13 protein-coding genes are annotated in these 12,651 nt (G+C 74.0%); 8 read left to right on the plus strand and 5 right to left on the minus strand.

Translation table 11 applies throughout. The features are described 5' to 3' along the window. Positions 1–175: 175 nt before the first annotated feature. A complete protein-coding gene (locus CSC62_RS10080; protein WP_162406058.1) occupies positions 176–808 on the minus strand; it encodes a cysteine hydrolase family protein in 633 nt (210 codons plus the stop codon). Positions 809–898: 90 nt separating this feature from the next. Between CSC62_RS10080 and CSC62_RS10085 the strand changes: the two genes are divergently transcribed. Genes CSC62_RS10085 through CSC62_RS10100 form a run of 4 tightly spaced genes read left to right on the plus strand, consistent with a single transcriptional unit; the run spans position 899 to position 3,812 of the window. After that, the gene (locus CSC62_RS10085) at positions 899–1,846 is read left to right on the plus strand and encodes a GlxA family transcriptional regulator (protein ID WP_162406059.1); all 948 of its coding nucleotides are present in this window, start codon (positions 899–901) and stop codon (positions 1,844–1,846) included. A 44-nt stretch (positions 1,847–1,890) separates the two neighbouring features. After that, the gene (locus CSC62_RS10090) at positions 1,891–2,151 is read left to right on the plus strand and encodes a WGR domain-containing protein (RefSeq protein ID WP_162406060.1); all 261 of its coding nucleotides are present in this window, start codon (positions 1,891–1,893) and stop codon (positions 2,149–2,151) included. A gap of 39 nt (positions 2,152–2,190) precedes the next feature. Next, positions 2,191–3,264: a uroporphyrinogen decarboxylase gene (hemE, locus tag CSC62_RS10095; RefSeq protein ID WP_162406061.1), complete on the plus strand. Its 1,074-nt coding sequence runs from the start codon at positions 2,191–2,193 to the stop codon at positions 3,262–3,264. 47 nt (positions 3,265–3,311) lie between these two features. Next, positions 3,312–3,812 carry a hypothetical protein gene (locus tag CSC62_RS10100; protein ID WP_162406062.1) on the plus strand — a complete coding sequence of 167 codons (501 nt, stop codon included), beginning with the start codon at positions 3,312–3,314 and terminating at the stop codon, positions 3,810–3,812. 37 nt (positions 3,813–3,849) lie between these two features. Here the strand turns inward: CSC62_RS10100 and CSC62_RS10105 are convergent, their stop codons facing one another. After that, positions 3,850–4,749, minus strand: a complete 900-nt coding sequence (locus CSC62_RS10105) for a hypothetical protein (protein ID WP_162406063.1) — start codon at positions 4,747–4,749, stop codon at positions 3,850–3,852. Between the two features lie 104 nt (positions 4,750–4,853). Beyond that, complete coding sequence (locus tag CSC62_RS10110) at positions 4,854–8,405, minus strand: hybrid sensor histidine kinase/response regulator (protein ID WP_162406064.1); 3,552 nt, start codon at positions 8,403–8,405, stop codon at positions 4,854–4,856. A 153-nt stretch (positions 8,406–8,558) separates the two neighbouring features. On the opposite strand from CSC62_RS10110, the gene CSC62_RS10115 reads away from it, so the two are divergent. The 3 genes from CSC62_RS10115 to CSC62_RS10125 are packed head-to-tail and all read left to right on the plus strand — an operon-like array spanning position 8,559 to position 10,377. Continuing rightward, entirely contained in the window at positions 8,559–9,233 is a 675-nt protein-coding gene (locus tag CSC62_RS10115; protein WP_425502013.1) for a YceI family protein, read from the plus strand. After that, positions 9,230–9,811, plus strand: a complete 582-nt coding sequence (locus CSC62_RS10120; RefSeq protein ID WP_162406065.1) for a cytochrome b — start codon at positions 9,230–9,232, stop codon at positions 9,809–9,811. The genes CSC62_RS10115 and CSC62_RS10120 overlap by 4 nt, the downstream gene beginning before the upstream one ends. After that, positions 9,808–10,377, plus strand: a complete 570-nt coding sequence (locus CSC62_RS10125) for a YceI family protein (protein ID WP_162406066.1) — start codon at positions 9,808–9,810, stop codon at positions 10,375–10,377. The genes CSC62_RS10120 and CSC62_RS10125 overlap by 4 nt, the downstream gene beginning before the upstream one ends. A 10-nt stretch (positions 10,378–10,387) precedes the next feature. On the opposite strand, the gene CSC62_RS10130 is transcribed toward CSC62_RS10125, so the two are convergent. Together CSC62_RS10130 and CSC62_RS10135 are read right to left on the minus strand one after the other, a co-directional pair. Further along, a complete protein-coding gene (locus tag CSC62_RS10130) occupies positions 10,388–10,840 on the minus strand; it encodes a hypothetical protein (RefSeq protein ID WP_162406067.1) in 453 nt (150 codons plus the stop codon). Beyond that, positions 10,837–11,079, minus strand: coding sequence for a glutaredoxin family protein (locus tag CSC62_RS10135; RefSeq protein ID WP_162406068.1), 243 nt, complete (start codon positions 11,077–11,079; stop codon positions 10,837–10,839). Before CSC62_RS10135 ends, CSC62_RS10130 begins: the two co-directional genes overlap by 4 nt. 163 nt (positions 11,080–11,242) lie before the next feature. Here CSC62_RS10135 and CSC62_RS10140 point away from each other — a divergent pair, with 163 nt between their 5' ends. Next, entirely contained in the window at positions 11,243–12,625 is a 1,383-nt protein-coding gene (locus CSC62_RS10140) for an L-serine ammonia-lyase (protein WP_162406069.1), read from the plus strand. Positions 12,626–12,651 lie beyond the last annotated feature (26 nt).

Here is a 12,651-nt window from a genome sequence, read left to right on the forward strand (position 1 = left end):
CAAGACCGGCTCCTACAGGGTGGAACAAGGCAAAGGCGCTGGGTCCCGGCGTTCGCCGGGACGACGGCCATAGGAGTCCCGAACCCACCGTGCGCAGGAGACGTAGCGGACCGGTTGTGTTGGGGCGCGCCACTCAGGGCCTGCCAGGAGGCCATCGGCTACGCTCAAGGAGCGTTCATGCCTTCGATTCGCCCCGCGCCTGCCGCGCGCGCAGGCTGGAGAGGAGGACGTTGTCCGGCTCCAGCGCGGTGTCGCCCTCGAGCGCGTCGATCCACCCTGCGGCACCGGTCACCGCGGCGAAGTTGCTGTGCAGGACCACGCCGATGACCCGGTGGATCTCCTCGGCGCTGGCCTGGCCGGCGGCGTTGGCGTAGGGCAGCGAGCCGGCGGCGTCGGCCAGGAACTCCACCTTCAGCCCGGCCTGGCGCGCGTCCAGCGCCGTGGAGACATCGCAGTTGTGGCTCATGTAGCCGGCGATGGCCAGGGTGTCGATGCCCTGCTCCGCCAGCCAGGCGCGCAGGCCGGTGCCGGCGAAGGCGCTGGCCTGGCGCTTTTCCAGCGAAAGCGCGTGCGGGCGCGCGGCGACCTGCGGATGCAGGGCGGCGCCGTGGCTGCCGGCGGCGAACACCGGCGCGCCTTCCGGGCCCAGGTGCCGGACCACGACCACCGGCACCCCGGCGGCCTGGGCGGCGTCCATCGCCTGGAGGATGCGCGGCAGCGACTCCGCCACCGGCGGATGCTCGATCGGCAGCTTGCCGTCGAAATACTCGTTCTGGACGTCGATCACCAGCAGGGCGCGGCGGGGCATGGCAGTTCTCCGTGGAAGGTGCAGGGATTGTTGGCGGCCACGGCCGCCGCCACGAGTGGCCCGAAGGACAACAACCGCTAGAATCGGGCCATGAACCTCGAACGCATCGCCGTGGTCGCCTTCGACGGCATCAGCCCGTTCCACCTGTCGGTGCCCTGCGCGGTGTTCGACGGGCCGGCGGCGCGCCGGGAGCGCCTGTTCGAGGTGGCGGTCTGCGCCCCCGTGCCCGGTCCGCTGCGCAGCGATGCCGGCTTCGGCCTGCACGTCGACCGCGGCCTGGAGGCGCTGGAAACGGCCGGCATCGTGGTCGTGCCGTCCTGGCACGAGGAAGACCCGGTGCCCGCGGACCTGTGCGCGGCCCTGCGCCGGGCCCACGGCCGCGGCGCGCGGATCGTGGGCCTGTGCCTGGGCAGCTTCGTCCTGGCCGAGGCCGGCCTGCTCGACGGCCGCCCGGCCACCACCCACTGGGCGGCGATGGAAGCCTTCGCCCGGCGCTACCCGGACGTGGCCTTGCGCCAAGACGTGCTCTACGTGGACGACGGCGACGTGCTGACCTCGGCCGGGACCGCCGCCGGGATCGACTGCTGCCTGCACGTGGTCCGGCAAGGACACGGCGCGGCGGTGGCCAACCGCATCGCCCGCAGCCTGGTGGTGGCGCCGCACCGCCGCGGCGGCCAGGCCCAGTACGTGGAGCAGCCGCTGCCGGCCGATGCCGGCGATGCGCGCCTGGGCGAGGTCCTGGCCTGGGCGCTGGCGCGGCTGGACCGGCCCCTGGACCTGGACGCGCTGGCCGCGCGCGCGCTGATGAGCCGGCGCACCTTCACCCGCCGCTTTCGCGACGCCACGGGTTCCAGCCCGGCGCAATGGCTGGCGCACCAGCGCCTGGTGCGCGCGCAAAGGCTGCTGGAGGAAGGCGACGCGCCGCTGGAGCAGATCGCCGCCCGCGCCGGGTTCGGGACCGCGGTGTCGCTGCGCCAGCGCTTCCAGGCCGCGCTCGGGCTGTCGCCCTCGGCCTACCGGCGCAGCTTCCGCGGCTGAGCGCCGCGGCCGGCCGCTACGACAGCCCGGTACAATCGCGCCCCATGCGCATCTTCCTGCAGCAGCCGCCGGCCGCCGGCGAGCCCATCCGCTACCTGCAGCTGACCCTGCAGCCGGACCTGTTCGGCGGCTGGGAGCTGCTGCGCGAGAGCGGCCAGGTCGGCGGCAAGTCGCAGCTGCGGCGCGAGCAGTACCTGCTCCAGGCCGAGGCCGTCGCCGCTTTCGAGAAGGCCCGCGACGGCCAGCTCAAGCGTGGCTTCCAGGTGATGTTCGTCAGCGGCGCCGAGGCGCCGAAGCCGGCCTGACCGCCGCGCGCTCCTTCTTCCTCCCGTTACAGGCTTCCCGTGTCCGAGACCCTCGCCAACGACCGCCTGCTGCGCGCCCTGCGCCGGCAGCCCGTGGACCGCACCCCCGTCTGGCTGATGCGCCAGGCCGGCCGCTACCTGCCCGAGTACCGCGCCAGCCGCGCCGCCGCCGGCAGCTTCCTGGCGATGGCCAAGAACCCCGAGCTGGCCTGCGAGGTCACCCTGCAGCCCCTGCGCCGGTTTCCGCTGGACGCGGCAATCCTGTTCTCCGACATCCTCACCGTGCCCGACGCGATGGGCCTGGGCCTGTACTTCGCCGAGGGCGAGGGCCCGAAGTTCGAGCGCCCGGTGCGCGACGAGGCCGACGTGGCCCGGCTGGCGGTGCCGGACATGGAGACCGAGCTGCGCTACGTGATGGATGCGGTGCGCACGATCCGCCGCGAGCTGGGCGGCCAAGTGCCGCTGATCGGTTTCTCCGGCAGCCCCTGGACCCTGGCCTGCTACATGGTCGAGGGCGGCGGCAGCGACAACTACGGCCGGATCAAGGCAATGGCCTTCGACCGTCCCGAGCTGCTGCACCGCATGCTCGGCACGGTCACCGACGCGGTGATCGCCTACCTGGCCGCGCAGCGCGCCGCCGGCGCGCAGGCGCTGCAGGTGTTCGACACCTGGGGCGGGGTGCTGTCGCCGGCGCTGTACCGCGAGTTCTCGCTGCCCTATCTGCAGCGCATCGCCCGCGAACTGGACCGTGGCCAAGGCGATGCGCGCGCACCCTTGATCCTGTTCGGCAAGGGCAATGCGCCGTACCTGGAAGAGCTGGCCGCCAGCGGCACCGACGCGGTCGGGGTGGACTGGCTGGTCGGCCTGGGCGAGGCCGCGCGCCGCACCGGCGGCAAGGTCGCTTTGCAGGGCAACCTCGACCCGGCCACCCTGTACGCCGGCCCGGAGAAGATCGCCGCCGAGGCCGCGCGGGTGCTGGACGACTACGCCGCCGGCAACGGCGGCTCGCGCGAGGGCCACGTGTTCAACCTCGGCCACGGCATGTCGCCGGACATGAACCCCGAGCACGTCGCCGCGCTGGTCGAGGCGGTGCACCGGCACAGCGCGCGCTGACGCCGGCTTCCGCCCACGCGCAACGCCCCGATCCGAAGGAATCCGCGATGGACCGCACCCCTGCCCGCGCCATGTTCGCCGCCGCCCTGCTGGCGCTGGCGCCCGCGGCCGCCCTCGCCGCCGACGGCTTCGCCGGACGCTACGGCCATGACATGACCGCCGCGCCCGGCGAAGCGGTCTGGACGGTACGGGCGCAGGGCGAGGCCTGGCAGGTCGTGCGCGAGGGCGACGGCGAGACCGTGGCCGCGCACGAACTGTCGGCCAGCGGCCGCACCCGCTTCTGGGAGCGGATGCAGTGGCCGGCCGCCACCGCGGCGCAGGCGCGCTGCCTGAGCTGGGGCGAGCGCCCGCCTTCCCTGGACGACCTGCTCGGCGAAGCGCCGGCCGGCAAGCCCGCGTCCACCACCGGTGACGACTACGGCGAGGGCGTGCTGTGCGTGGTCGATGGCACCGCCCGGGCGAAGATCGACTGGATCGCCGACCACGCCAGCGACTGGTTCTACTACGACCCGTTCCTGGGCGTGACCGAAGTCGTCCGCCTGCCCTGAGGCGGCGTCGCGTCGCCGGCTCCCGTCCGGTTTCCGCTCAGCCCGTTCCCGACATGGGCACCCGTGGCCGGCCCACCGGCGGGCCCCGCAAAGGTTGGTCGAGGGCATCGGGTGCCCGGTATTCGATCCGCAGTTCGCGCAGGGATTCGGGTACCTCCGGCTCGATCGCTTCCGGCGCCACGCAGCCCGGATACAGCGCGGCGCTGAGCTCGGCGGCCAGCGCCGCCGCACGCGCCGACTCCGTCTCGTCGACCAGCACCCGGTCGCGCAGGGCCACCGCCAGCACGGCGCCTCCCGCCGCGGTACGGCTGGCCAGCACCTCGTCCGCATCCGGCGGCGGCAACGCCGGCACCGGACGCGCCGGCAGCCAGCAGCCGCCGGTGCTGGCGATCCGCATCCGCGCCGCTACCTCCTGCATGAACACGCGCAACGCGCCCAGCAGGCTGTCCACGTCCTCGGCGGTCTTGCGCAGCTCGCCGGGCATGGCGCTGGCCCGCGCCTTGACCACGTACAGGTCGCGCGCGAACAGCAGCATCGCCGAGCTGCGGTTGCCGCCGCGATAACGCATGCCCAGCTCCCAGGCCGGCAGCGTGCCGCCATCGATGGACAGGGACAGCGGCGCCAGCGCGCCCAGGTCCAGATTCTCGCCCCTCTGGCGTGCGCTGGCCGCGATGCCTTCGCGTTCGCTGATGGCCAACGCCGCCAGCGCCTGCTCGCCGCGCACCGGCAGTGGGTAGAAGAACAGGTCGAGCCAGCGCTGCCGGCGGCGGTCGGCGTAGCGCACCGAGACGCCCGCCTCCTGTTGCCGGTAGCGCTCCTCGGACACCGCGGTCCACGGTCCCACCTGCAGCGGATACAGGATCCGCGACTGGCTCAGCACGCCGCCGAGGAACGGCGCCGGTTCCACATCCGTGCCGGCATCGATCACCGGAGGCACGGCTCCTACCTCCGGCGTCGCTTCCGCTGCCGCGGCCGGCATGGCCGCAACCGCCAAACACGCGAGGAGGCAGCGCACGCGGCACATCGTCGCCCGGCGCACGCTCATTCGGTCACCGGTTCGGGCAGCACCGAGGCGATCGCCGCGGCCAGCATCGCGCCGGTGACCGGCTTGCGCAGGAAGCCGTCGAAACCGGCCGCGCGCGCCTGCTGCTCGGCGTCGGCATCGGCGCGCGCGGTCACCGCCAGCAGGGGCGGGTCGAAGCCCTGCAGGCGCAGCTGCCGGGCCAGGGCCAGGCCGTCCATGCCGGGCAGGTCGAGGTCGAGCAGGGCCAGGTCGAAGTGCGCCACGGCCACGTCGCCGAGCGCGGCCAGGCCGTGCGGGGCATGGGCGACGCGATGGCCCTGGGCGCGCAGCAGGCTGGCGATGACCTCGGCCACGGTCGGGTCGTCCTCGACCAGCAGCAGGTCCAGGTGGCGCGCGCCCGGGGCCGCGTCGCGCGGCGGGACGGCGGCCACCGCGGCGGCCGGCGCCAGCGGCAGCTCCACCCGGAACGCGGTGCCGCGGCCGGGCAGGCTGTCGACCTCGACGTGGCCGCCCATCGCCACCGCCAGCTCCTGGCAGATCGCCAGGCCCAGGCCGCTGCCGCCGTAGCGGGCGGTGGTGCGCGCGCCGTCGGCCTGTTCGAAGCGGCGGAACAGGCGCAGCTTCTGCTCCTCGTTCAGGCCCGGGCCGGTGTCGCGGACGATGAACACTCCCCCGCCCGCCGCGCCGGCGGCCGCGTCCAGGGCCACTTCGCCGCGGTCGGTGAACTTGACCGCGTTGCCGAGCAGGTTGAGCAGGATCTGGCGAATCCGCACCGGATCGCCGCGCAGGCCGTCGGGCGCGTCGGCCGCCACCCGCACGTGGAAGGCCAGGCCGCGCTGCTCGGCCACCGGCGCCATCAGCGCGGCGACCTCGCGCACCAGTGCGCGCAGCTCGAACGGCTGGTCGTCCAGCTCCAGCTTGCCGGCCTCGATCCGGGCCAGGTCCAGGGCGTCGTTGACCAGCCGCAGCAGGTGCTCGCCGGCACGGCGGATGGATTCGATGTAGCTGCGCTGGCGCGGGTCCAGCGTCGTGTCCAGCAGCAGTTCGCTCATGCCCAGCACGCCGGTCATCGGCGTGCGCACCTCGTGGCCGAGGGTGGCCAGGAAGCGGCTCTTGGCCAGCGAGGCCTGCTCGGCCAGCTCGCGCTTGTGCATGGCCAGCTGCCACTGGCTGCGGCGGCGCAGGCGCCGGCGGTAGGCCCAGGCGCCGGCGCCCAGCAGCAGCAGGCCGAGCGCGGCGAACGCGGCCAGCCCCCAGCCGCTGCGCCACCACGGCGGCGGCACCCGGAACGCCAGCTCGCGCACCTGGCTCCAACCTTCGCCGGATGCGGCGGCCTGCAGCTGCAGCCGGTAGTCGCCCGGCGGCAGCTGGGAGAACACCCGTTCGCCGTCGTGGGAGAAGGTCCAGTCCGGATCGAACCCCAGCAGGCGGCTGCGGTAGCGGTTGGAACCGGGGTCGTCGAACGCCAGCAGACGGGTCACCACCTGCAGGTCGTGGTCGTCGGGCCCGAGTTCGAAGGCGCCTTCGGCCGGCAGCTCCACCCTCTGCTCGCCGCGGCGCACGCGCACCGCGTCGACCACCAGCCGCGGCACCGGCCGCACCGGGTCGGGCAGGCGGGTATCGAGCAGCAACACCGCGCCGTCGCCGGTGCTGGCCACCAGCACGCCGCCGGCGTCCAGCGCCAGCGCGCGGGCGACGAATTCCTGGCTGGGCAGGCCTTCGCGCACGTCGAAGGCGCGCACCCGCGGCGGCCCCTGGCCGTCGCCCGGATCGACCCGGTACAGGCCGCGGCGGGTGGCCAGCCAGGCCCGGTGCTGCGGATCGACCACCAGGCCGGTGCCCTCGGTCGCCGGGATGCCGTCGGCCGTGCCCAGGTGCGCGCGCCGGACCCAGGCCCCGTCCCGCTCCTCCCACAGCTCCATGCCCGCCAGCCACTGCAGCCACAGCCGCCGCGGACCGTCGAACGCGAACGACTGGATCGGCGCGCCGGCCGCGCGCATGCCGGGCAAGGGCACGAAGGCACGGGTGACCGGATCCCAGCGCAGCAGCCATTCGCCCTCGGCCAGCCAGGGCGCGCCGTCCGGACCGATCCGCAGGGTCGAGAAATCGGCCGAGGCCAGGCCGGGCACTTCGCCCGGCAGCAGGGTCTCCAGCACCTTGCCGCTGGCCAGGTCGCGGCGCTGCAGGCCGGCGCCGCCGAACGCCACCCACAGCGAACCGTCGGGCGACTCGAGCAGCCAGTCGAGGGTGCCGTTGTCCAGGATCCGGTCCTCGCCGGCGTTGCGTGCCCAGCGGTGCTCGCGGCCGTCGGGATCGACCCGCAGCAGGGCGCTGGGATGAGCCAGCCACAGCTGGCCGCGGCTGTCCTCCAGGACCGCGCGCACGCGGCTGCCGGCGACCGCCGCGCTCGCCGCCTCGTGCACGGTCACCGCGCCGGTGGCGCTGTCCAGGTGTTCGACCGTGCCGGAACTGCCGCCCAGCCACACGCCTCCGCGGCGGGCCGGGGCGACGCCGCGGTACAGGCCGCCGGCCAGGCCCTGAGCCTCGCCCAGCACCGCGGTCCGCCGCCAGTCCGGGCGCAGGTAGCCCAGGCCGCGCGTCGGCAGGCCGACCCAGAGCCCGCCGTCGTCCTGGCGCAGCAGGGCCTGGACCACGTTGCTGACGCCCAGGGCCTTGGATTCGTGCAGTACCTGCACCGGCTCACCGCTTTCGGGCGCATGCCACAGGCCGCTGCGGGTGGCGATCCAGTAGCCGCCCTCGCCGTCCACGCTCATCGCGGTGACCATCTGGTTGGCAGCGAAGCCGCCGCCCCAGGACGGGGCGTCCCAGCGGCCGTCGTCGCGCAGGCGGAACAGTCCGCGCGCACTGCCGATCCAGGTCGCATCGCCGTCGCGCCAGAGCATCGCCACCGCCGCCCAGGGATGCCCGCCCGGCAACGGCAGGCGCTGGACCCGGCCGCCGCCGCCGGTGCAGTGGACCAGCCCCTGGACGGTGGCCACCAGCACCCCGCCATGCTCGTCCAGGGACAGGGCGAAGATCGCCTTGTCCAGCACCGCATCCACTTCCGGATCGCGCGCGCGCAGGCGCTCGACCCGGTCCTGGGCGTCGACCCGGTACAGGCCGCCGCCATAGGTGCCCAGCCAGACCTCCTCGCCGCGACCGGCGATGGCGAAAACCTCGTCGCTTTCCATCTGCGCGTGGTCGGCCTTGCGGAAGTGGCGGAAACCGCGCCGGCCGGCGTCCATCACGCTGACGCCGCCGCCCTCGGCCGCGGCCCAGACCCGGTTGCGGTGGTCCACGTACAGCGCCTGCAGCACGTTGCCGGCCAGCGAGGCCGGATCGGCCGGATCGTGGCGCCAGACCCGGAAGCCGGTGCCGTCGTAGCGCGCCAGGCCGTCCCAGGTGGCGGCCCACAGGTAGCCGTCGCGGTCGCGCGCGACCGCCGGCACGGTCGTCGCCGGCAGGCCTTCGCCCGGCCCGAGCAGGCGGAAGCGCGGCAGCTCCGGCACCGCCGCACGGGCCATGCCGGCCACCAGCAGGGCCAACCCCAGGCACAGCCACCGCCGCATCGCGATCCCCGCTATCGATATTCCCCGCCGGAATCGTCGCAACGCTTCGTTGCATGCGCAAGCCGCGGCCCCGCGGGCACTGTGCCTAGAATGCCGGCCATGCCGACCGCGCCCGCCCGCTCCGCCCCCGCTCCCGCGCGCATGCGCCGGCGGATGGCGCCCGCCGTGCTGGCCGCGCTGCTGGCGTCGGCGCCGCTGGCCGCCGCACCGGCGCGCTACGAACTCGACCCGGTCCACACCCGGGTGCTGTTCGCGATCTCGCATGCCGGCTATTCGCAGGCGCTGGGCACGGTATCGGGCAGCACCGGGATCCTGGAGTTCGACCCGCAGGACTGGAGCGGTGCGCGCCTGGACGTGAGCGTGCCCCTGCAGCGCCTGGACCTGGGCGACGCGGACTGGAACCGCGCCGCGCTGGCGCGCAACCTGCTCGACGGCGAGCGCTGGCCGCAGGCGCGCTTTGTCTCCAGCCGGATCGAACCGCTGGGCCAGGACCGCTTCATCGTCCATGGCCGGCTGAGCCTGCATGGCATCACCCGCGAGCTGCCGCTGGAGGTGACCTTCAATGCCCTGCGCCGGCATCCGCTGCCGCCGTTCCGGCGCACCGCCGGGTTCTCGGCCACCGCCAGCCTCAGCCGCCGGGACTTTGGCATCGACGCCTGGCCGTCGGTGATCGGCGACCAGGTCGAGCTGCGGATCGAGGCCGAGGCGGTGCGCACCCACGACGATTTCCCGGATCCGGGCGAAGCCGACCCAGAAGCGGCGGCCATCCCCGATCCCGCATCCACGCCCGCATCCCAGCCCGACCGCCAGGAGTCCACCCCGCCATGAGCCTGAAGAATCCCGCCGACCGCTGGGGCGGCGTCAGCCAGCTGCTGCACTGGACCATCGCGGCCCTGATCCTGTCCATCGGCGCGGTCGGCCTGGTGATGGGCGAACTGCCGCGCTCGCCGAAATACTTCTGGGTCTACACCGCGCACAAGTCGCTGGGGCTGACCGTGCTGGCGCTGGTGCTGGTGCGGATCGGCTGGCGCCTGTACGCCGGCGCGCCGCGGCCGGTGCCGGGCACGCCGCGCTGGCAGGAGCGGATCGCCGCGCTCACCCACGGCGCGATCTACCTGCTGATCCTGGCCATGCCGCTGTCGGGCTGGCTGTACGACTCGGCCAGCGGCCTGCGCCCGTTCCGCTGGTTCGGCCTGGCCGAGGTGCCCAAGCTCGCCGCGCCGGACGAGGCGATCGCCGGCGCCGCCCACGGCGCCCACGAATGGCTGTTCTGGCTGCTGATCGCGCTGGTGCTGGCGCACGCCGGCGCCGCGCTCTACCACCACTTCGTCCAGCGCGACGCGACCCTGGCACGCATGCTGCCGCGCGGCTGGCTGTCCCCTTCCCCCCGTGAGGATTCCCCGTGACGATCAAGCTGACCACGCCCGCGGCCGTCGCCGCCTCCCTGGCCGCTTTGCTCGCGACCGCCGCGCCGGCGGCCGCCGCCGACTACGCCCAGGCCGCCGGCTCGACCCTGGCCTTCGCCAGCCGCTACGACGGCGAGCTGTTCACCGGCCGCTTCGACCGCTTCGACACCAGGCTCAGCTTCGACCCGGCCAAGCCGGAAGCCGGCACCCTGGACGTGACCATCGGCCTGGCCAGCGCCGTCACCGGCAATGCCGACCGCGACTCGACCCTGAAGACCGCCGACTTCTTCGACATCGGCAAGTACGCCCAGGCGCGCTACAGCGCCAAGGGTTTCCGCAAGCTGGCCGACGGCCAGTACGCGGCCGACGGCACCCTGGAGCTGCGTGGCGTGCGCAAGCCGGTGACCCTGACCTTCAGCTGGACCGACGGCGCCCAGCCGGTGCTGGCCGGCAAGGCGGTGGTCAAGCGCCTGGACTTCGGCGTCGGCGGCGGCGACTGGGCCGACACCGACACCATTCCGGACGCGGTGAACATCAGCACCCGGGTGGTGCTGAAGCCGCTGTAAGCAAGGCTGGCTACAGCGACGGGCGTGGCAGGACGAAGCAGCCCGTCCGCCCGTCGGAGGCGCGCAGGCAGGCGCGCTCGCCCCCGGCGGTGAAGCCGAAGACCGCGCCGTCCGCGGCCACGATCACCGCCTCCCAGGTGCTGTCGGCATGACCCAGGCGCAGCAGCGTCGGCGGCGGCGGTTCGTCGAGGAAGGCCTCGCCCGCCGCCGCGGCCAGGATCCGGCGGATGTTGGCCAGGTCGCGGTCGGCGGTGGTGCTGGTCAAGGCCTTGAGCAGCACCACCCGCTCGATCGCGGCCGCGTCCAGCACTTCGCCCACCGTGCGCCCGACCCAGGCGGGCCCGGCGTTGGCCGACGTCGCCTTGGCCAGGTCGACGTCGCCCGCGGCAGCGGCAGGCCCGGCGACCCAGCCGCCCAGCGCCGCCAGCAGAGGCCAGCCGGCACCCACGCCGATCCCGTTCATGCCGGCTCCCTGCGCGCCAGCCACTGGCGCACCGCCTCGGCCGCGAACGGCCAGTCCAGCTCTTCGCCGCTGCGGACATCGCGCAGCACCGGCACGCGCACGCCGTAGCGCGCCTCCAACGCCGCATCGTCGTCGATGAACACGCTTTCCGGCTCCGGCAGGCGCGCCTGCGCCAGCACTTCCAGGGCCAGGTCGCAGAGGTGGCAGTCGTCGCGCTGGTAGAGGAGGTATCGCGGCATGCGGGTTTCCCGGGATTCTTCGGACGGCGGGAAGGTAGCCCATGGGGCGCCGATCGCGCAGCCCGGCCGTCGCCGGCGGCGAACACCCGCCCCGCAGCGCGTCATGCGCGGTTGCGCACGCAACCAATACAATCGCGCGCACACCCGCCCCGCAACACCGCCGATGCCCGTCAGCACGTTCGACCTGTTCAAGATCGGCATCGGTCCCAGCTCCTCGCACACCGTCGGGCCGATGCGCGCGGCCGCCCGCTTCGTCCAGCGCTGGCTGATCGAGCCCGGGCGCCTGGCCCAGGTGGATCGGGTCCGCGCCGAGGTCTTCGGCTCCCTGGCCCTGACCGGGCGCGGCCACGGCACCGACACCGCCCTGCTCCTGGGCCTGGAAGGCCACCAGCCCGACACCGTCGACCCCGACGCCATCCCCGCCCGGCTGGCCCGCATCCGCGCCGAGAAGACCCTGCAGCTGGCCCCCGGCCATACGGTGGCCTTCGACGAGAAGCACGACCTGGCCATGAACAAGCGCCAGAAGCTGCCCTTCCATACCAACGGCATGCGCTTCACCGCCTTCGATGCCCAAGGCCAGGTCCTCGCCACCCGCGACTACTACTCCGTCGGCGGCGGCTTCGTGGTCAACACCGACGAGGCCGCCGGCGATCGCATCGTCCCCGACCAGACCCCTTTGCCGCATCCGTTCGCCTCCGGCGCGCAACTGCTGGCCCGCTGCCAGGACACCGGCCTGTCCATCGCCCAGGTCATGCGCGCCAACGAGCAGGCCTGGCGCACCCCGGAGGAGATCGACGCCGGCCTGGACCGGATCTGGGCCGCCATGCAGGCCTGCGTGGCCCGCGGCATCGGCGCCGACGGCACCCTGCCCGGCGGTCTGCGCGTGGTCCGGCGCGCCCCGGCCCTGCACCGCGAGCTGGCCGCCAAGCCCGAGGCGGCCATGCGCGATCCCCTTACCACCCTGGACTGGGTCAACCTCTACGCCCTGGCCGTCAACGAGGAGAACGCCGCCGGCGGCCGGGTGGTCACCGCCCCCACCAACGGCGCGGCCGGGATCATCCCGGCCGTCCTGCACTACTACGACCGCTTCTGCCCCGGCAGCACCCCACGCGGCGTCCACGACTTCCTGCTCACCGCCGCGGCCATCGGCATCCTCTACAAGGAGAACGCCTCCATCTCCGGGGCCGAGGTCGGCTGCCAGGGCGAGGTCGGGGTGGCCTGCTCGATGGCCGCCGCCGGCCTGGCCGCCGCCCTGGGCGGCACCCCCGCCCAGGTCGAGAACGCCGCCGAGATCGGCATGGAGCACAACCTGGGCCTGACCTGCGATCCCATCGGCGGCCTGGTCCAGATCCCCTGCATCGAGCGCAACGCCATGGGCGCGGTCAAGGCCATCAACGCCGTGCGCATGGCCCTGCGCGGCGACGGACAGCACAAGGTCTCCCTGGACAAGGTCATCCGCACCATGCGCGACACCGGCCGCGACATGCAGGACAAGTACAAGGAAACCTCCCGCGGAGGACTGGCCGTCAACGTCATCGAGTGCTGAAGGCCGGGCTGCCCGGCTCAAGTCGC

It is taken from the genome of Pseudoxanthomonas jiangsuensis, from assembly GCF_010093185.1.
Classification (GTDB): Bacteria; Pseudomonadota; Gammaproteobacteria; order Xanthomonadales; family Xanthomonadaceae; genus Pseudoxanthomonas; species Pseudoxanthomonas jiangsuensis.